The organism is Castellaniella defragrans 65Phen (genome assembly GCF_000612685.1).
In the GTDB taxonomy this organism is placed as follows: Bacteria; Pseudomonadota; Gammaproteobacteria; order Burkholderiales; family Burkholderiaceae_B; genus Castellaniella; species Castellaniella defragrans.
In genome coordinates this window covers 3655001-3672557 of sequence record NZ_HG916765.1, presented here as the reverse complement: position 1 = coordinate 3672557, position 17557 = coordinate 3655001, and the positions used below count along the sequence as shown (strand labels likewise).

The following is a 17557-nucleotide window of genomic DNA, read 5'->3' as shown; positions in this document are numbered from 1 at the left end:
TCCTTAGTCGTACATGCGGTAGTCCACGTCAATATACGACGGATACTTGCCGCCAGGCGGTTTCGGGAAGGGCGAGCAGGCCAGGATCCCCTTCTGGACGGCATCGTCGAAACGGGGATTGCCCGAGGATCGGGTCAGGTCGACGCCCTGGACTTGTCCATTGGACGCCAGCCGAGTGCGGAAGCTGGCCGTGGGGTTGGCGGAGCCGCTGCGCGGGGGTACGTTGTAGACCACGCCCGGCTGGACGCAGGCGCGCACCTTGGCCGCGTAGCCGTCGTTGCCGCCGCCGCCCCGCTGGTTGCGGTCGGCATTGCCGTTGGCGATGCCGGCGGCTTCCAGGGCGTCGCCGCGCATGGCCGCCCGCAGGGCCTGGCGCTTGGCCTCGGCTTCCTTGGCGGCCTTTTCCTTCGCGGCTTTTTCCTTGGCCGCCTTCTCGGCGGCGGCTTTTTCCGCGGCCGCCTTTTCGGCAGCGGCCTTTTCGGCAGCGGCCTTTTCAGCGGCGGCTTTTTCCGCCGCGGCCTTGGCGGCCTTTTCCTTTTCGGCCTTCTCGGCTTTTTCGCGCGCGGCCTTCTCGGCGGCTTCCTTCTCGGCCTTGTCCCGGGCGGCCTGTTCGCGGGCGGCCTTCTCAGCCGCCGCCTTCTCAGCCGCCGCCTTCTCGGCGGCCGCCTTTTCCGCCGCGGCCTTCTCGGCCTTTTCCTTTTCCGCCTTTTCGCGCACGGCCTTGTCGCGGGCCGCCTGTTCGGCGGCTTCCTTTTCGGCCTTTTCCTTGGCGGCCTGTTCGGCCAGGCGGCGCTCCAGGTCCTCGCGCGCCTGGCGTTCCTTGGCCAGGGCGATCTCGGCGTCGGCCTTCGCCTGGGCGGCCGCGGCGGCGCGCGCCTGGGCCTCGGCCGCCAGCTGCGCCTGCCGCGCGGCCTCGGCCTGAGCGGCCTGCTCGGCCGCCTGGCGCGCGCTGTCGTCGGGCTGGGGCTCGGGTTCGGGCTCCGGTTCGGGTTGCGGCTGGGGCTCGGGCGGCTGTTCCTCGGGTTGCGGCTCCTCGGGCTGCTCCTGCGGCGCGGCGGCGTCGGCCACCGTGCCCTGGGCCCAGAGTTCGACCTGGACGGGACCGGGATTGTCGGGCGCGGTGGAGAAGCCCACCACCATCAGCAGGATCAGCAGCCCATGGGCGACCAGCGAGACGATCAGGCCGCGCCGGTCGTCGCGCGCGCCGGTGGGCGCATCGCCGTCGCCGGAGCCGGTGTCGAAGAAACGGTCGAACAGATTCATGGGGCGGGCGTCAGCGCGCGGCCGGGGCGTTCTGGTTGACCAGCAGTCCCAGCTTGCCGATGCCGCCGTTGCGCAGCTGGTCCATGACCTGCATGACGGATTCGTAGGGCACCTTGCCGTCGGCGGAAATCACCACCGGCGTGTCGGCGGTGGCGACGGCGCGGATCTCGGCCAGCAGGTTGGCCTTGTCGATGGGCCGGAACGAGGCGCCGCCCTCGCGCACCCGCAGGGCGAGCGCGCCCTGGGCGTCGATCTGGACCTCGATGGGCTGGACGGGCACGTCGGAGGCCGTGCCGACCGAGGGCAGCTCGATCTGGCCCGGCGTGATCATGGGCGCGGTGACCATGAAGATCACCAGCAGGACCAGCATGACGTCGATGTAGGGCACGACGTTGATGTCGTTCTTCATGCGGCGCGAGCGGCGGCTGCCAAATGTGCTCATTTCAGTGCACCTGGCGCTGGAGGATGTTCAGGAATTCGTCGACGAAGCTCTCGAAGCGGATCGACAGCCGGTCGATCTGGCTGGTGTAGCGGTTGTACGCCAGCACGGCCGGGATGGCGGCGAACAGGCCGATGGCGGTCGCGATCAGGGCTTCGGCGATCCCCGGCGCCACGGCGGCCAGGGTGGCCTGCTGCATGGTGGACAGGCCCATGAAGGCGTGCATGATCCCCCAGACCGTGCCCAGCAGCCCGATGTACGGGCTGACCGAGCCGGTGGACGCGAGGAAGTTCAGGTGCGATTCCAGGCTGTCCATCTCGCGCTGGAAGGCGGCCTTCATGGCTCGGCGGGGGGCGTCCAGCAGGGTGTCGCCCCGGCTGGAGGACCGCCGCGCCTTGATGAATTCGGTCATGCCGGCGTCGAAGATGCGCGCCAGGGCGCCGTGCTCGTTGCGCCGGCTGGCGATGGCCTGCTGCAGCACCGTCAGGTCGCCGCCGGCCCAGAAGTCGTCCTCGAAGCGGCGCGTCTGCTCGTGGGCGCGCCGCAGGGCCGCGCGCTTGCTGAAGATGTAGGTCCAGGACAGGACCGAGGCGCCGAGCAGGATCAGCATCACGATCTGCACGGGCAGGCTGGCGTTGCCGATGAGGGACAGCAGCGACAAATCGCTAGAGGCTTGCATGGTTAATGAAGGGCCTTTTCCAGTAGATCCCTGATGGAGGGGGAGAGACGGATGGGTTTGAAGCTGAGGGCGTGCACCGTGCAGACCTGGATGTCCGCGCTGGCGAGCAGGGTGTCGTCGCGCAGGGCCTGCTGGCCGAACCGGATGGTCGAGGCGCCCAGCCCGGTCACGGAGGTCCGGACCAGGATGCGGTCATCCAGGCGGGCCGGTTGCCGGTAGGCAATGTCCGCATGCTTGACCACAAACATCATCCGTTCCTGTGTTGCGAGAGTGTGTTGATCCATTCCGAGCGCGCGCAGCCATTCTGTGCGACCGCGTTCGAAGAATTTGAGGTAGTTGGCGTAATACACGACGCCACCGGCGTCGGTGTCTTCGTAATATACGCGAATGGACAGCTCGCCGGGGGGATTGGTTCGATCCGGAGGCATTTTTTAGTGAGGCCTTGTGACACGGGCGCCGCGTGCATCTGCGGATTCGGGCGGTCTGCTGCGTTGCCTGTCCACCTCACCGCTTGCAAGCGGTGAGGTTCGCGCCTTGCATTCCATCCCGATCCACAGCGCCCGTTTTTCGCTCGACTCGGTTTAGAGGGATTTTAGCCGCTCCAGGACGTGCGCCAGGGCGTCGGCCGGGGCGATGCGCTGCGCCTGCGCGTCGCGGCGCGCCTGGATCTCGACGATGCCGTCCTTCAGGCCGCGCTCGCCCAGCGTCACGCGCAGCGGCACGCCGATCAGCTCCCAGTCGGCGAACATGATGCCCGGCCGGGCGTCGCGGTCGTCCAGGATCACGTCCACGCCCTGCGCCAGCAGCGCCTGGTACAGGGATTCGGCGGCCTCGCGCACGGCCACGCTCTTGCCGATGCCGATGGGGCACAGCACGACCTCGAACGGCGCGATGGCGCGCGGCCAGATCATGCCGCGCTCGTCGTGGTTCTGCTCGATGGCGGCGGCCGAGATGCGGCTGACGCCGATCCCGTAGCAGCCCATCTGCAGCACCGCCGGCTTGCCGTCCGTTTCCAGGAAGGTCGCGTTCAGGGCGCGCGAATACTTGTCTCCCAGGAAGAACACGTGGCCGACCTCGATGCCGCGCTGGATCGCCAGGGTGCCGCCGCGCGGGTCGGGATCGCCCGCCACCACGTTGCGCAGGTCGGCGACCAGATCCGGCTCGGGCAGGTCGCGGCCCCAGTTCACGCCGCTCAGGTGGTAGCCGGCCTCGTTGGCGCCGCAGACGAAATCGCCCATGTGGGCGACCGTGCGGTCGGCGATCACGGTGACGGCCTGCCGGTCCACCCCGACGGGGCCCAGGTAGCCGGGGGCGCAGTGGAACACCGAGTCGATCTCGGCCTCGGTCGCCAGGCGGTAGCCGTCGCCCAGGCCGGGGAGCTTGCCGACCTTGACCTCGTTGGTTTCGTGGTCGCCCCGGATCAGCAGCAGCCACAGGCGGACGGGGCCTTCGGCGGGATCGGTGGCCAGCACCACCGACTTGACCGTGCGCGACAGGGGCAGGCCCAGCTGTTCGGCCACGATCTCGCACTTGGGGGCCTCGGGCGTGGCGCGCTTTTCCAGGGCCTCGCGCGCCGGCTCGCGCTCGGCCAGCAGGCAGGGCGCCTCGGCCAGCTCGATGTTGGCGGCGTAGTCCGAATCCGGGTTGTAGACGATCAGGTCCTCGCCCGTGTCGGCGATCACCTGGAATTCGTGGCTGCGCGTGCCGCCGATCGAGCCGGTGTCGGCCGCCACGGCGCGGAACGTCAGGCCCAGGCGCGTGAAGATGCGCTGGTAGGCGGCGTACATGGCGTCGTAGCTGGCCTGGGCGGAGGCCTCGTCGCGGTCGAAGGAATAGGCGTCCTTCATGGTGAATTCGCGCCCGCGCATCAGGCCGAAGCGCGGCCGGCGCTCGTCGCGGAACTTCGTCTGGATGTGGTAGAAGTTCACCGGCAGCTGGCGCCAGCTGTGGATCTCGTTGCGGGCGATGTCGGTGATGACCTCCTCGGAGGTCGGCTGCAGCACGAAGTCGCGCTGGTGGCGGTCCTTGATGCGCAGCAGTTCGGCGCCATATTGTTCCCAACGGCCCGATTCCTGCCACAGTTCCGCCGGCTGCACCACCGGCATCAGCAGCTCGATGGCGCCGGCGCGGTTCATTTCCTCGCGCACGATGGCCTCGATCTTGCGCAGCACCTTCAGCCCCATCGGCATGTAGGTGTAGATGCCGCCGGCGATTTTCCGGATCATGCCCGCCCGGGTCATCAACTGGTGGCTGACGACCTCGGCCTCCGCGGGGGCTTCCTTCAGGGTGTTCAGGTGGTACTGGCTGGCGCGCATGGTAGGGATTCCGGTTGGTACGTATAATCGACGGTAATTGTATTGAATTCACAACCGAGGTGGCCCCATGTTGGATCGCGAAGGCTACCGTCCGAATGTCGGCATCATTCTCGTGAACCAGAAAAACGAGGTTTTCTGGGGCAAGCGCATCAGGGAACACGCGTGGCAGTTCCCCCAGGGAGGCATCAAGCACGGCGAGACCCCCGTGCAGGCGATGTACCGCGAACTCCACGAGGAGACCGGCCTGCGCGCCGAACATGTGCGCATTCTGGGACGGACCCGGGACTGGTTGCGATATACCGTGCCCGATCATTACGTGCGCCGCGAACTGCGCGGCCACTACAAGGGCCAGAAACAGATCTGGTTCCTGCTGCGCATGGTGGGACGCGACAGCGACGTCAGCCTGCGCGCCACCGACACGCCCGAATTCGATGCCTGGCGCTGGAACGCCTACTGGGTGCCGCTGGACGCCGTCATCGAATTCAAGCGCGAGGTCTATTCCCTGGCCCTCAACGAGCTGTCGGGCCTGCTGTTTCGCCGCGGCCGCGAAAACCGCTACCTGCGCCACCGGGGGCCCCGGGGCGCCGGCTCGCACGGCGATTCCGCCGACCGCCCGGCGGATGCGCCGGCCCCGAAAACTCCACGGCCTGAACAGGTATGATCCCATCCTTTTCGTGGCGCATCGCGCCGGCACTCCCGAAGGTTTGACCGCATGCTCCAAGACCTCGACGCATTGTCCCAGCGCATCCGCCAAGTCGTCCAGCTGACGCGGAACCTGCAATCCGAGCGCACCGCCCTGCAGGCCAGGGTGCGGCAGCTCGAACAGGAATGCCAGGCCCTGAAAGACCAGCAGCTGCGCGAAGGCGAGGAATTCGCCCGCATGTCCGAACGGCTCGCGCGCCACGACCGCGAGCTGCAGGCCGCGCGCGAGGAATCCGGCCAGCATCGCGCGGCTCTGGAAGCCGAGGTGCGCGACCACCAGATCCGGTCCGATTCCCTGCAGCGCCGCCTGGTCCAGGTCGAATCCGAGCGCGATCGCCTGCGCGAGGCCGCCACCGGCGCCCAGCAGCAGATCGAACTCATCCTCGAGCGCCTGCCCGGCGCGCAGGCCTAGGGCCTGTCCCCATCCCCCAAGGAGCCGCGAATCATGGAACGCGTCGACGTCGCCATCCTCGGCCGCGATTATTCGCTGGCCTGCCCCCCCGAAGAAAAGGACGCCCTGCTGGCCGCCGTGCGGCTGGTCGACCAGCGCATGCTGGCCATCAAGGGCGCCGGCCGGGTCGCCAGCAGCGAGCGCATCGCCGTGATGGCCGCCATCCAGATCGCCAACGAGCTGCTCAGCCTGCGCGCGCCCGACGGCCCGCTCGGAAATGTTGCCTTGGGGGATTTCAAGGGTAAAATCGAATCCATGAACGGCATGCTCGACGATGTACTGGGCACCGCCGTTTGATCAGTCACTTTCCGGATGCGCCAGGTCATCCGGTCGTTTAAGTCCCTGCCGTGTTCGTGACCTGGCCATACATTCCTTGAACCAATGCTATAGGCATAGGTTGCTGGATTGACAGATGGGAGCGCTGCCTTCACTGGACGGCCCGAAGTCTGACTGATGGCGACCACCGTGAACCCTCGGTTCCGGGATGCCGGCCTAGACGGCACAGGCGGGGCATTACCAGAAAGCTCGTCGTGGAACCGCGACGGGCTTTCGTCTTTTTTGGAGTGATAAATGTATCGAGGCGTGCTCAATCGCAAGCATCTTCTGGCGAGTCTTCTGCTGGCTGGGTCGGTGGCGGCCCTGCCCGTCCTGGCCCGCGAGGCCGAACCCGCCGAGCCCCGCGCCACCCTGTCGGCCGAGGCCTCCTCCGAAGTCGGCCAGGACACCGTGGAAATCACCCTGTCGGCGGAACTGGCCGGCGCGTCCCAGACCGAGGTCGCCGAAGCCCTCAATCAGCGCCTGGATTCGGTCATGAAGCAGGCCAAGGGACACCAGGGCATCGAGGCCCGCAGCGGGTCCTACCGGATCTGGCCCACGACCGGGCGCGACGGCAAGATCGCCGAATGGCGGGGCCAGGCCGAAATCCTGCTGGAATCGCGCGACTTTCCCGCCGTCTCGAAGCTGGCCGCCAGCCTGGGCGACCGCATGCCGATCGCCGGCCTGGCGTTCTCGGTCTCGCGCGAACGGCGCGCGGCCGAAGAACAGAAGCTCCTGGGCCAGGCCGTCGACGCATTCAAGGCCCGCGCCCAGGCGCTCACCCAGGCCCTGGGTTTCGCCGACTACCGCTTCCGCACCGTCGAGCTGGGCGGCGCGGGCGCCATGCCGCCCGTGCCCATGCCCCGCATGATGATGAGCGCCATGGCCGCCGACAAGGCCGCCGCGCCGGTCGAAGGCGGACGCGAACGGGTCAGCGTGTCGGTGCGGGGGACGATCGTCCTGCTGCCCAGATGAACAGGGCCAGCCCGATCAGGATCATGGGCAGCGACAGCAGCTGGCCCATGGATAATCCGCCCGCCAGCAGTCCCAGGAAATCGTCCGGCTCGCGGGTGAATTCCACCAGGAACCGGAACAGCCCGTAGCCCATCAGGAACACGGCGCTCACCTGGCCCGCCGGGCGGGGCTTGCGGGCGAACCACCACACCAGGGCGAACAGGGCGAAGCCCTCCAGTCCCATTTCGTACAGTTGCGAGGGATGGCGCGGCGCGCCGTCCCGCGCCCCCGGAAAGACCATGCCCCAGGGCAGATCCGTGGGGCGGCCCCACAGCTCGCCGTTGATGAAGTTGCCCAGCCGTCCGGCCGCCAGGCCCAGGGGGATCAGCGGAGCGATGAAATCCCCGATCGCCAGCAGCGGCTGGCCGCGCCGGCGGGCGAAGAACAGCATCGCCAGCGTCACGCCGATCAGGCCGCCGTGGAAGGACATGCCGCCCTGCCACACCTCGAAGACCGACAGCGGGTGCGCCAGGTAGTCGTCGAACTTGTAGAACAGCACGTAGCCCAGGCGCCCGCCCAACACCACGCCCAGCACCCCGTAGAAGATGATGTCCTCCAGGTCGCGCAGCGTCAGCCCGGCCGGGCTGGGGTGGTGCTGGATGCGCCAGCGCCCCAGCAGCCAGGCCAGGCCGAATCCGGCCAGGTACATGAGGCCGTACCAATGGATCGAGACGGGGCCGATCTGCAGGGCGATGGGGTCGATGTGGGGGTAGGGCATGGAAGCGGCCGGAAGGAAAACAATCATGGATAATACCGTGATCGAAGGCGGCGGGCGCCCCTGGAAACGGATGCGATCGGAGGATGATGGGAATGCGGCCGGTGGATGGCGGGACGAAGCAACGGGCCGGAAGGCGTGGCAAGGCGCTCGGGCTCGCACTGGCGGGCATGCTGGCGCTGTGCGCCCCGGGCGCCCGGGCGGCCGGCGGCACGGCGGCCGACGGCCTGGCGCTGGCCGGCCAGCGCCAGTGCCTGGGCTGCCATCAGGTGGACGCCCGCCGTGTGGGGCCGCCGTTCCGCGCCATCGCCGAGCGCTTCCAGGGCCGACCCGAGGCGTCCGGCCATCTGGCACGCGTCATGCGGGAAGGCAGCCGCGGCCAGTGGGGCGCGATCCCCATGCCGGCCCAGCCCCGCCTGTCCGACGTCGATGCGCAGCGCCTGGCGCTGTGGATCCTGTCGCTGCGGGAAGCCCCCGCGGCGGATTGACCGGCCTGCCGTTGGCCAGCCCGCCGCACGCACGAAACGAGGAGAATCGCATGGAAAACCCAGGGAACGCCGCGGTCGACACCGCGATCTTCGGCGGCGGCTGCTTCTGGTGCCTGGAGCCCGTGTTCCGCGCGCTGGACGGCGTGCTGGACGTGCAGCCGGGCTACTGCGGCGGCCACGTGGACCATCCCACCTACGAGCAGGTCTGCCATCAGGACACCGGCCACGTCGAGGTCGTGCAGGTCGCCTTCGATCCGGCGCGGGTCGGCTACCGCACCCTGCTGGAAGTCTTCTTCGGCACGCATGATCCCACCACCCCCGACCGCCAGGGCAACGACGTCGGGCCGCAGTACGCCTCGGTCGTCTTTTACCGGGACGAGGCCCAGCGGGCCCTGGCCGAGGCCGTGCGCGCCGAGGCGCAGGCGGCCTTCGACGAGCCGATCGTCACCCGGATCGAGCCGGCGGGTCCCTTCTGGCCGGCCGAGGAACTGCACCGCGAATACTACCGGCGCAATCCCGGCCAGGGCTATTGCCGGTTCGTCATCGCGCCCAAGCTGGCGAAATTCCGCCAGCGCTACGCGCACCTGCTGCGCTGAGGTTCGCCGCACCCGGCCGCGAGCAAGGCGTCGCTGTATGTGAGCCTGGCCTGCCGGCCCGGGGCTGGCTCCAGGGTCAGGGTCGGAGCCGGAGTCAGGGTCGGAGCCGGAGTCAGGGCGCCGGGGCCTGCCGTGCCGGGGCCTCCAGCCTGCGGCCCCAGGCGGTGCCCGGCCGCGTCAGCGCCGCCAGCGCCGCCAGCACGCCCAGGGTCGCCAGCCCGCGCAGCACCAGGATCACCCAGACATTGGCGCCCAGCGCCATGATCAGCAGCGTGTCCTCGATCAGGGCGTGGCACAGCGACAGCCACGACAGCGCCAGCAGCCGCGTGCGCGGGCTGTAGTTCTCGCGTTCGGCGGCTTCGATGATCAGCGCGCCGCCGTAGGCCAGCCCCAGCAGCACGCCCACCGTGGTCAGGGGCGCGGCGCGCTCCTCCAGGCCGGACAGGCGCAGCACGGGCGTCAGCAGCCGGGTCACGAGCCGCGTGATCCCCAGGCGTTCGAGCACGTCCAGCAGCACGACCAGTCCGACGATGACGGCCAGCACCAGCGCCAGCGATTGCAGCGTGGACAGCACCCAGGGCCAGAAGTCCGGCGGCCCCTGGGTCAGCCCCGCGTCCTGGCGCATCCAGGCCAGGGACACCGGCTCCTGCAGCACGTCCAGCGCCCGGCAGATCCAGCAGACGGCGGCGCCGTAGACGAGCGCGACGGCGATGCGCAGCGCCCCCGTGACCAGCGCGCTGGCGCCGGCGCGCCGCACCACGGACTGCTCGGTCGGGATGTTGTGGGCGAACAGCATCATCGCCCCCAGCGCGCTGACCTGGGCCGTCGTCATGTGCATGCTTTCGGACAGGGCGGCCATCGAGGCCATGCCGCCGTAGATGTTGGTCAGCGCGGTGGTGGCCCAGATGATCCCGGCCTCGGGCGGCAGTCCCAGCAGCGCCATCGCCGGCGTCAGGGCCTCGCCGGCCAGGCGCACCAGGCCCAGGCGGTCGGCGATGTAGACGATCACCATCACCGGCAGCATGATGCGCGTGATCGTCAGGAACATGCGCGTGCTGCGCAGCCGGATGGTGTTCAGGTAGTGGAGCATGGGAGCGGTTCCGGGCAGGGTCGCGGCGCCGTCGGGCAGGCCGCATCCCGGCATTGTAGGGGGTGGCCGATGTCCGGGGCGCGCCTCCGCGGTTCGGCCCCGAGGCGCGCGGCGAGCCGGATCCGCGGCCCCGGCCGGACAGATCAGACCCGGTCGCTCAGGCCACGCGGTTCAGGCCCCGTATTCAACATTCGAGTCCGATCGCTCAGGCCCGCAATACGCCGCGGCGGATCTGGTCCAGCTCGATGGACTCGAACAGCGCCTTGAAATTGCCTTCCCCGAAGCCCTCGTTGCCCTTGCGCTGGATGATCTCGAAGAAGATCGGCCCGATCTGGTTGGCGGTGAAGATCTGCAGCAGCAGGCCGCCGCCCGGGGCGCCGTCCAGCAGGATGCGGTTGCGGCGCAGGCGCTCCACGTCCTCGCCGTGGCCCGGCAGGCGCCCGTCCAGCAGCTCGTAGTAGGTGTCCGGAGTGTCCAGGAACTTCACCTGGCCGCTCAGCCGTTCCACCGTGCGGTAGATGTCGCCGGTGGACAGGGCGATGTGCTGGATGCCTTCGCCCCGGTACTGGTCCAGGTATTCCTGGATCTGGCCGGGAGTCTCGCCGCCTTCCTCGTTGATGGGGATGCGGATCAGCCCGCAGGGCGAGGTCATGGCCTTGGACTTCACCCCGGTGAGCTGGCCCTCGATGTCGAAATAGCGGATCTCGCGGAAATTGAAGATGCGCTCGTAGAATTCGGCCCATTCCCCCATCCGGCCGCGGTGCACGTTGTGGGTCAGGTGGTCGATGGCGAGCAGGCCCGCGCCCTCGTGGCGCAGGTCGTCCCGCGCGGTGGCGTGGTCCAGCGGCTCGAAATCCACGTCGTAGATGCCGATGTCGCCGATCCCGCCGTGGCCGTACTTGCCGCGCCAGCGGTCCACCAAGTAGATGAGGGAATCGCCGATGCCCTTGATGGCGGGAATGTTCAGTTCCATCGGGCCGCTGTGCGAATCGAAGCCCCAGGCGCCGCGCTCCAGGGCCAGCTTGTAGGCGCGGGCCGCGTCCTGCACGCGCAGGCCGATGGCGCAGATCGACGGACCATGCTGGCGCGCGAAGCGCTGCGCGAAGGAATCGGGCTCCGCGTTGACCAGGAAATTGATCCCGCCCTGGCGGTACAGCGTGACGGCCTTCTTGCGGTGCCGGGCGATGGCCCGGAAGCCCAGGGCCTCGAACACGCGGCCCAGCGCGGCCGGGTCCTCCGCCGTGTATTCCACGAATTCAAAGCCCGCGGTGCCCAGCGGATTGTCCCAGGGGGCGAAGGATTCGGTCATGAGTGTCTCCTGTGAACATGCTCTTTTCTGAAATTCTAGGGAAAACAGCGTAGGGGAAGATTGCAAACATGCGGTACGATTCCCTACCATGACGCAATCATTCTTCCAATAATCCGTGGTTGAGACAATATGATGCCTATCGACGACCTGGACAGGACAGATCGCCTGATCCTGACCCATCTGCAGCGCGACGGCCGGATCAGCAATCAGGATCTGGCCCAGCGGGTGGCCCTGTCGCCCAGCCCCTGCCTGCGGCGCGTCAAGCGCCTGGAGGACCAGGGCTACATCCGCCGCTACGTCGCCCTGGCGGATCCGGAAAAACTCGGCCTGGGGCTGCTCGCCTACGTCTTCGTCCGGCTGGACAAGTCGCACCGCGCCGAGCACGGCGCCATGTCCGCCTTCGCCCGCGACGTCCAGAGCTGGTCGGAAGTCGTCCAGTGCTATGCCATGTCGGGCGACATGGACTACCTGCTGCGGGTCCAGGTCCATGACCTGGCGGCCTTTTCCCGGTTCGCCATGGACACCCTGATGCGGCATCCGGCCGTCGTCGATATCCGCAGCAGCTTCGCGCTGCAGTCCATCAAGGAAACGACCGAGCTGCCGACCTGAGCGGACTCCCTTCTCGGCGCCGGGCGGCCGCGGTTTCTGTTCAATAGATGGCCCCTATCAAACCAAGAGCAATATTCAATTTTATTTATTCTGCCGGTCTCGGTAGACTGCCTTTCATGACGAGCCCGACGCTGCGGGCTCCCCCGGTTCCCCGACCCGGCGCGGCCCTTTCGGCGGCGCCCTTGCCCAGGAGATGTTCATGAAAAAGCTGACCACCGCCGCCGGTGCCCCCGTCGTCGACAACCAGAATATCCTCACCGCCGGCCCGCGCGGCCCGGCCCTGCTGCAGGACGTCTGGCTGCTCGAAAAGCTGGCCCACTTCGACCGCGAAGTGATCCCCGAGCGCCGTATGCACGCCAAGGGCGCGGGCGCCTACGGCACCTTCACCGTCACCCAAGACATCACCCGCTACACGCGCGCCGCCCTGTTCTCCGAGATCGGCAAGCAGACCCCGATGTTCGCCCGCTTCTCCACGGTGGCCGGCGAGCGCGGTGCCGCCGACGCCGAGCGCGACATCCGCGGCATCGCCATGAAGTTCTACACCGAACAGGGCAACTGGGACCTGGTGGGCAACAACACCCCCGTATTCTTCTTCCGCGATCCGCTGAAATTCCCCGACCTGAACCACGCCGTCAAGCGCGACCCGGGCACCGGCATGCGCAGCGCCCAGAACAACTGGGAATTCTGGACCGGCCTGCCCGAGGCCCTGCACCAGGTCACCATCGTCATGAGCGATCGCGGCATTCCGTCCGACTTCCGCCACATGCACCTGTTCGGCAGCCATACCTTCAGCTTCATCAACGCCGCCAACGAGCGCTTCTGGGTGAAATTCCACTTCAAGTCGCAGCAGGGCATCCGCAACCTGACCGACGCCCAGGCCGCCGAACTCATCGGCCGCGACCGCGAAAGCTCGCAGCGCGACCTGTACGACAGCATCGCCCGGCGCGACTTCCCGCGCTGGACGATGTACGTGCAGGTCATGCCCGAAAAGGAGGCCGGCAGCTACCACCTGAACCCCTTCGACCTGACCAAGGTCTGGCCGCACGGCGACTATCCCATGATCGAGGTCGGCGTCCTGGAACTGAACCGCAATCCGGAAAACTTCTTCGCCGAAGTCGAGCAGGCCGCCTTCACCCCGGCCAACGTCGTCCCCGGCATCGGCTTTTCGCCGGACCGCATGCTGCAGGCCCGCCTGTTCTCCTATGGCGACGCTCAGCGCTACCGCCTGGGGGTCAACCATCACCAGATCCCGGTCAACGCGCCGCGCTGTCCCTTCCACAGCTACCACCGCGACGGCGCCATGCGGGTGGACGGCAACCACGGCGGCCTGACGGGCAACGAACCCAACCGCGCCGGCGAATGGGCCGAGCAGCCCGACTACCGCGAGCCGCCGCTCAGCCTGGAAGGCGCGGCCGACCACTGGAACCACCGCGAGGACACGGACTACTTCTCGCAGCCGGGCGCGCTCTTCCGCCTGATGACGCCCGAACAGCAGCAGGCCCTGTTCGACAACACCGCCCGCGCCATCGCCGGCGTCACCCCCGATGTGCAGGCCCTGCACATCGAGCACTGCACCCAGGCCGATCCCGCCTACGGCGCAGGCGTCGCCGCCGCCATCCGGAAACTGGAAGGCTAGCCCGGACATTTCGTCAGCAAGCCTGTTTAAGTGATTTCCCGGTAGTCCGGCTGCCTCGGCGACGCGGCGGAGGGGATCGGCGGCGCGGGAAGCTGTTTTTCAGTACCGCAGGCGCAATGGTCCCTACCCCCGTTGCTTTATCGCGTGCCGGGGACAGCACTTTCTCGGCGCTACGGGGCCATGGCGCGCGCGGCGTGCGCGTAGACGTGGCGCAGCGGATGATGCGAGGCCAGCAGGATGCGGACCCGCCGGGTATTGCGCACGATGGCCGCACCGACCTTCAGCAGGCGCACCCGGATGGTGGCGGCGCTGGCGCGCTCCAGTTCGGTGCCTCGTAGCGCCGTCTCGCGCAGCCGCTGCATCAGCGTATAGGCCAGGGCCGCCAGCAGCAGCCGGAACTGGTTGGCGGCGAACCGGTGGCAACTGGCGCGCGTACCGAACAGATCGAGTTGCGCTTCCTTGATGCGGTTCTCGGCTTCGCCCCGGGCGCAGTACAGCTGATCGTACAGTTGCATGGCATCGCAGTCCCGGATGTTGGTGACCACGAAGCGCGGGTTCACGCCCTGGGCACCGTACTCCAGGCGGGTGAGCACGCGCCGGGGCCGATCCCACGACCCGGCCGCGTAGGTGAACTCACTGACCAGGCGCTGCTTGCGCCCGGTGCGCTCGTAGCCGTCCTTGAGGATTTCCTCGGCCTGCGCAACGCGCGCCTGAAGCCGTTTATTGCGTGCCAGGCCGATGATGTATTGCACGCCGCTGCGTTCGCACCAGCGGATCAGCGGCTGACGGCAGAACCCCGAGTCCCCACGGATGATGATCCTGACCTCGGGCCATGCCTGACGCAGCCGGTTCACCAGCAGGCGCAGCACCGCCGCCGCGTGCCTGGCCCCGTCAATGCGGCTGGGGCGCAGCAGGCAGGCCAGCATCGACTGGCCGCAGAACACGTACAGCGGCAGATAGCAGTGGTGGTCGTAGTAGGCGTGGAACTGCTTGAGCTCCTGCTCGCCGTGCAGCGGGATATCCGAGGCATCCACATCCAGAATCAGTTGCCTGGGCGCGGTGGCGAAGCTGGCGATGAAGTGTTCAACCAGCACCCCATGCAGCGCCCACGCATCGGCGCGGGTCGCCCCCGTCTCCAGGCGGCTGAGCGTGGGTGAACTGGCCAGGGCACGATCTCGCCCAACAGCCGTTTGCATCAGCAGATCCCCGCGCAGCGTATCGTGGTCGTTCAGGTCTTCGTAGCCGCAGCACAGGCCGTACAGGCGCTGGGCCAGCAGATCGCGCAGGCGGTGATGAATGCGGCCAGCGGCCCGGCGCTCGGTCAAGGCCTTGGCCGCCATGCGCGACAGGCCCGTGCGCGCATCAATTCTTCGCAGCAGCATCAGCCCGCCGTCGGAGCTGAGATCGCCGCCTTGGAAATTGGCCTGTAAATGGCGCCGTCCAAGGCGTCCAAAGTCCAGTTCTTCAGTGGTACGATTTGGCATAGGCGGTTCTTTTTGGTTGTATGGCGTGAGACCCAATAACCATAAGCCCTCGGGCAGGAATCGCCTATTCCTTTTTACCCGCCTGACGAAATTTCCGGGCTAGGGCAGGGCACCGGACAGTCCCCCGGGGGCTGTCCGGTGCATGCTGAACGATTTGACGATTTGCAATACGTCGGTTAGTATGGCCGCATGAACCTGGACCTCGACCTGGCGCTGAAGGCGCTGGATAACCCGCACCGGCGCACCGTGCTTTCGGCAATGCGGGATCCGCGCCGGCATTTCAAGCCGGCGGCCGGAATCGATCCCGTCGCCGACGGGGTCTGCGTGCTGCAGATCGCCGATCTCCTGGGCGTCAACCAGTCCACGGCATCCACCTATATGTCGATTCTGCGCGATGCGGGCCTGGTCTCCGTGTCGCGGGTCGGAAAGTACACGCTCTACAAGAGAAACGAGCAATCCGTGACCGAAGTGGCTGCCGCCATCGTCCGGGAACTCTAGCGCCGGGCGGCTGCAATGGGGTCCGCATGGCGCCTTTATATATCGACAAATCCCAAATCGTAGATATGAAATCATGAAAGTGCCTCTTCAGTACCAGATTCTCCTGCTCGCCATGACGACGTTCGTGGCTGGCGCCAACGAATACATCCTGGCAGGCATCCTGGATCTGGTGGCCCCCGGGCTGGGCGCCCCGGTGGCACTGGCCGGCCAGCTGATCACGCTCTATGCTTTCGTGTATGGCCTGTGCGTGCCGATCGTGGTGGCGCTGACCAGCCATATCGGCCGGCGCAAGGTCATGATCACCGCAATGCTCTTGTACGCGTTGGCCAGCATCGCCACGCTGCTGGTCCAGGATTTCTGGACCTTCGTTCCGGTGCGCATCCTCCAGGCGCTCTCGGGCGGGACCGCCGTGGTCACCGCCCTGTCCACGGCCGCCTCGCTGGCCGGCTCGCAACGGCAGGGGCGGGCCATCGCCACGGTCATCATGGGATTTACCGCATCCCTGATCGTGGCCGTCCCGGTCGGGCGGGAAATCGCGCTGCGGTTCGGCTGGCATGCCGTCTTTCCCCTGGTCGGGCTGCTGAGCCTGGTCGTGGCGCTGAGCCACCGTTTCGTGCTGCCCGCCCTAAGTCCTGCGGCTTCCATCCCGCTGCGCGCGCAGCTTGCCTTTCTCCGTCGTCCCGCCGTCCTGGCCGGGCTGATGGTGACGGTGCTCTGGATGGCGGGGTATGTCATGACTTATAGTTTCCTGACGCCCTACCTGATCGGTGTGCAGCATCTCGATGGCGCGTCGATCAGTCCGCTGCTCCTGGCGTTCGGGCTGGCCAGCCTGGTGGGTTCGCGGTTCGGCGGCAGCCGTACCGACCGGCACGGATACCACGCGACGCTGGTGGCATCGAAGCTCCTGCAGGCAGCCTGCCTGCTGACCCTGCCGCTGGCTGCCTGGCTATGGCCGTCCGGCTCGTTGTATGGAGTCGCCGCTGCCCTGATGATGTGGTCCGCCACGGCGTGGGCAGCGGGACCCGCGCAACAGATCCGCGCCGCGGCCCTGGTGCCGGAAGCGCGGGGTGTCCTGGTCGGGCTCAACCAGTCGGGCATGCAGCTGGGCATCGCCCTGGGCACGGCGCTGGGTGGCATGGCGACCCAGACAATAAGCCTGGCGGGCCTGCCCTGGCTGTCTGCCGTCCTGGTCCTGGGTTCGCTGGCGCTGATGGGTTTCTGCAGGCGCCTGGCCGGCCCGGTACCGGCACTTCAGTAGGGCATTGGAAGCGGGATTTGCACCCGCTTTAAAAAGCGTGCTATAGTCTCGTTTCTTCGCCGCCAGGCACTCGGGTTAACCCCTAGATGAATCGGTTTTACCGAAGCGTTGCAGGGCTCGGGCGCAGGCGGAAGTGTTCGGATTTGCAGGCGTTTGGCCCGATCCGAAGACGGCAGTCGGCAGCGAAGACCGGCGGGGTTTCGATCCGCAGCCGGGGCCAGTCAGGCTTGACATTGAAACGCTGATGTGTTTTAATTTCGGGCTCGACAGCGAGGCGTGAAGGTCTTGTCGGTCAGGTGGATGCCAGGTGGTTTTGAGTGCGGTTTGAACGAAGTTCGGGCCGGTTCGCAAAAGCGATCTGACAAATGTGCGAAACACAGCCACTTGACACGACGTAAAAAGTTCTTCATAATCTCGTTTCTCTGCTTAACGCAGAATTGCTCTTTAAAAACTTAACAGCCGATAAGTGTGGGCGCTTGATGACAAGCGGCGCTGACCGGATCGATGAGGTTCTCACGAACCGCTTCGGGCCCGGAGAAGCACAACCGATGTACCAAGTGCTCATACTACAGAAATGAAGAAGTAAGGTTTAATTAACCAGACTTCGTCTTTCTTTGAGCATAGCGACGTATGAACCGACCATCTCGATGGTTGAGGAAATACGATTACAGGAATTGAACTGAAGAGTTTGATCCT

General features: G+C 67.2%; 19 protein-coding genes, 1 rRNA gene and 1 other RNA gene (1 of these 21 only partly in view). 12 read left to right on the top strand and 9 right to left on the bottom strand.

Going from position 1 to position 17557, the window contains the following annotated elements; genetic code table 11:
* Positions 1–3 precede the first annotated feature (3 nt).
* The 5 genes from tolA to BN940_RS16345 form a co-directional block, all read right to left on the bottom strand.
* Positions 4–1263, bottom strand: a complete 1260-nt coding sequence (gene tolA, locus BN940_RS16365; protein ID WP_148304997.1) for a cell envelope integrity protein TolA — start codon at positions 1261–1263, stop codon at positions 4–6.
* Positions 1264–1273: 10 nt separating this feature from the next.
* Positions 1274–1705: an ExbD/TolR family protein gene (locus BN940_RS16360; protein ID WP_043684744.1), complete on the bottom strand. Its 432-nt coding sequence runs from the start codon at positions 1703–1705 to the stop codon at positions 1274–1276.
* 1 nt (position 1706) lies between these two features.
* Positions 1707–2381 carry a protein TolQ gene (tolQ, locus tag BN940_RS16355; RefSeq protein ID WP_043684741.1) on the bottom strand — a complete coding sequence of 225 codons (675 nt, stop codon included), beginning with the start codon at positions 2379–2381 and terminating at the stop codon, positions 1707–1709.
* Between the two features lie 2 nt (positions 2382–2383).
* Positions 2384–2809 (bottom strand): tol-pal system-associated acyl-CoA thioesterase, encoded by a 426-nt coding sequence (ybgC, locus tag BN940_RS16350; protein ID WP_043684738.1) that lies wholly within the window; start codon positions 2807–2809, stop codon positions 2384–2386.
* Positions 2810–2962: 153 nt separating this feature from the next.
* Positions 2963–4696, bottom strand: a complete 1734-nt coding sequence (locus BN940_RS16345; protein ID WP_043684735.1) for a proline--tRNA ligase — start codon at positions 4694–4696, stop codon at positions 2963–2965.
* 67 nt (positions 4697–4763) lie between these two features.
* On the opposite strand from BN940_RS16345, the gene BN940_RS16340 reads away from it, so the two are divergent.
* The 5 genes from BN940_RS16340 to BN940_RS16325 all read left to right on the top strand — a co-directional run bounded on the left by BN940_RS16340 (position 4764) and on the right by BN940_RS16325 (position 7139).
* Complete coding sequence (locus tag BN940_RS16340) at positions 4764–5357, top strand: RNA pyrophosphohydrolase (RefSeq protein WP_043684732.1); 594 nt, start codon at positions 4764–4766, stop codon at positions 5355–5357.
* A 51-nt stretch (positions 5358–5408) separates the two neighbouring features.
* A complete protein-coding gene (locus BN940_RS16335; protein WP_043684729.1) occupies positions 5409–5810 on the top strand; it encodes a hypothetical protein in 402 nt (133 codons plus the stop codon).
* A 33-nt stretch (positions 5811–5843) separates the two neighbouring features.
* Positions 5844–6146: a cell division protein ZapA gene (locus BN940_RS16330; RefSeq protein WP_043684726.1), complete on the top strand. Its 303-nt coding sequence runs from the start codon at positions 5844–5846 to the stop codon at positions 6144–6146.
* A gap of 39 nt (positions 6147–6185) precedes the next feature.
* Positions 6186–6365, top strand: a non-coding RNA gene (gene ssrS / locus BN940_RS18700) — 6S RNA.
* Between the two features lie 54 nt (positions 6366–6419).
* Positions 6420–7139 (top strand): SIMPL domain-containing protein, encoded by a 720-nt coding sequence (locus tag BN940_RS16325; protein ID WP_043684723.1) that lies wholly within the window; start codon positions 6420–6422, stop codon positions 7137–7139.
* Here BN940_RS16325 and lgt read toward each other — a convergent pair.
* On the bottom strand, positions 7096–7896 hold the full coding sequence (gene lgt / locus BN940_RS16320; RefSeq protein WP_043684721.1) for a prolipoprotein diacylglyceryl transferase: 801 nt from the start codon (positions 7894–7896) through the stop codon (positions 7096–7098). The two genes, BN940_RS16325 and lgt, sit on opposite strands and share 44 nt — an antisense overlap.
* Before the next feature lie 92 nt (positions 7897–7988).
* On the opposite strand from lgt, the gene BN940_RS16315 reads away from it, so the two are divergent.
* A complete protein-coding gene (locus BN940_RS16315; RefSeq protein ID WP_242404220.1) occupies positions 7989–8381 on the top strand; it encodes a c-type cytochrome in 393 nt (130 codons plus the stop codon).
* A gap of 50 nt (positions 8382–8431) precedes the next feature.
* Positions 8432–8977 (top strand): peptide-methionine (S)-S-oxide reductase MsrA, encoded by a 546-nt coding sequence (msrA, locus tag BN940_RS16310; protein WP_043684716.1) that lies wholly within the window; start codon positions 8432–8434, stop codon positions 8975–8977.
* Positions 8978–9089: 112 nt separating this feature from the next.
* On the opposite strand, the gene BN940_RS16305 is transcribed toward msrA, so the two are convergent.
* Together BN940_RS16305 and hppD are read right to left on the bottom strand one after the other, a co-directional pair.
* Positions 9090–10067, bottom strand: coding sequence for a nucleoside recognition domain-containing protein (locus BN940_RS16305; protein WP_043684713.1), 978 nt, complete (start codon positions 10065–10067; stop codon positions 9090–9092).
* Positions 10068–10272: 205 nt separating this feature from the next.
* Positions 10273–11376 carry a 4-hydroxyphenylpyruvate dioxygenase gene (gene hppD, locus BN940_RS16300; protein ID WP_043684710.1) on the bottom strand — a complete coding sequence of 368 codons (1104 nt, stop codon included), beginning with the start codon at positions 11374–11376 and terminating at the stop codon, positions 10273–10275.
* 132 nt (positions 11377–11508) lie between these two features.
* On the opposite strand from hppD, the gene BN940_RS16295 reads away from it, so the two are divergent.
* Entirely contained in the window at positions 11509–11985 is a 477-nt protein-coding gene (locus tag BN940_RS16295) for an Lrp/AsnC family transcriptional regulator (protein WP_043687833.1), read from the top strand.
* A gap of 199 nt (positions 11986–12184) precedes the next feature.
* Positions 12185–13621 (top strand): catalase, encoded by a 1437-nt coding sequence (locus BN940_RS16290; RefSeq protein ID WP_043684708.1) that lies wholly within the window; start codon positions 12185–12187, stop codon positions 13619–13621.
* A gap of 170 nt (positions 13622–13791) precedes the next feature.
* Here the strand turns inward: BN940_RS16290 and BN940_RS16285 are convergent, their stop codons facing one another.
* Entirely contained in the window at positions 13792–15105 is a 1314-nt protein-coding gene (locus tag BN940_RS16285) for an IS1380 family transposase (RefSeq protein WP_043680420.1), read from the bottom strand.
* A 189-nt stretch (positions 15106–15294) separates the two neighbouring features.
* Between BN940_RS16285 and BN940_RS16280 the strand changes: the two genes are divergently transcribed.
* The 3 genes from BN940_RS16280 to BN940_RS16270 all read left to right on the top strand — a co-directional run.
* A complete protein-coding gene (locus BN940_RS16280) occupies positions 15295–15603 on the top strand; it encodes an ArsR/SmtB family transcription factor (protein WP_043684705.1) in 309 nt (102 codons plus the stop codon).
* 73 nt (positions 15604–15676) lie between these two features.
* On the top strand, positions 15677–16861 hold the full coding sequence (locus tag BN940_RS16275; protein ID WP_084330743.1) for an MFS transporter: 1185 nt from the start codon (positions 15677–15679) through the stop codon (positions 16859–16861).
* 676 nt (positions 16862–17537) lie between these two features.
* Positions 17538–17557 (top strand): 16S ribosomal RNA (locus BN940_RS16270) (it continues 1519 nt past the right edge of the window).

Bases quoted from the DNA above. Each gene is read 5' to 3' on its own strand.
- tolA (WP_148304997.1), bottom strand. From the start codon at position 1,263: ATGAATCTGTTCGACCGTTTCTTCGACACCGGCTCCGGCGACGGCGAT.
- BN940_RS16360 (WP_043684744.1), bottom strand. From the start codon at position 1,705: ATGAGCACATTTGGCAGCCGCCGCTCGCGCCGCATGAAGAACGACATC.
- tolQ (WP_043684741.1), bottom strand. From the start codon at position 2,381: ATGCAAGCCTCTAGCGATTTGTCGCTGCTGTCCCTCATCGGCAACGCC.
- ybgC (WP_043684738.1), bottom strand. From the start codon at position 2,809: ATGCCTCCGGATCGAACCAATCCCCCCGGCGAGCTGTCCATTCGCGTA.
- BN940_RS16345 (WP_043684735.1), bottom strand. From the start codon at position 4,696: ATGCGCGCCAGCCAGTACCACCTGAACACCCTGAAGGAAGCCCCCGCG.
- BN940_RS16340 (WP_043684732.1), top strand. From the start codon at position 4,764: ATGTTGGATCGCGAAGGCTACCGTCCGAATGTCGGCATCATTCTCGTG.
- BN940_RS16335 (WP_043684729.1), top strand. From the start codon at position 5,409: ATGCTCCAAGACCTCGACGCATTGTCCCAGCGCATCCGCCAAGTCGTC.
- BN940_RS16330 (WP_043684726.1), top strand. From the start codon at position 5,844: ATGGAACGCGTCGACGTCGCCATCCTCGGCCGCGATTATTCGCTGGCC.
- BN940_RS16325 (WP_043684723.1), top strand. From the start codon at position 6,420: ATGTATCGAGGCGTGCTCAATCGCAAGCATCTTCTGGCGAGTCTTCTG.
- lgt (WP_043684721.1), bottom strand. From the start codon at position 7,896: ATGCCCTACCCCCACATCGACCCCATCGCCCTGCAGATCGGCCCCGTC.
- BN940_RS16315 (WP_242404220.1), top strand. From the start codon at position 7,989: ATGCGGCCGGTGGATGGCGGGACGAAGCAACGGGCCGGAAGGCGTGGC.
- msrA (WP_043684716.1), top strand. From the start codon at position 8,432: ATGGAAAACCCAGGGAACGCCGCGGTCGACACCGCGATCTTCGGCGGC.
- BN940_RS16305 (WP_043684713.1), bottom strand. From the start codon at position 10,067: ATGCTCCACTACCTGAACACCATCCGGCTGCGCAGCACGCGCATGTTC.
- hppD (WP_043684710.1), bottom strand. From the start codon at position 11,376: ATGACCGAATCCTTCGCCCCCTGGGACAATCCGCTGGGCACCGCGGGC.
- BN940_RS16295 (WP_043687833.1), top strand. From the start codon at position 11,509: ATGCCTATCGACGACCTGGACAGGACAGATCGCCTGATCCTGACCCAT.
- BN940_RS16290 (WP_043684708.1), top strand. From the start codon at position 12,185: ATGAAAAAGCTGACCACCGCCGCCGGTGCCCCCGTCGTCGACAACCAG.
- BN940_RS16285 (WP_043680420.1), bottom strand. From the start codon at position 15,105: ATGCCAAATCGTACCACTGAAGAACTGGACTTTGGACGCCTTGGACGG.
- BN940_RS16280 (WP_043684705.1), top strand. From the start codon at position 15,295: ATGAACCTGGACCTCGACCTGGCGCTGAAGGCGCTGGATAACCCGCAC.
- BN940_RS16275 (WP_084330743.1), top strand. From the start codon at position 15,677: ATGAAAGTGCCTCTTCAGTACCAGATTCTCCTGCTCGCCATGACGACG.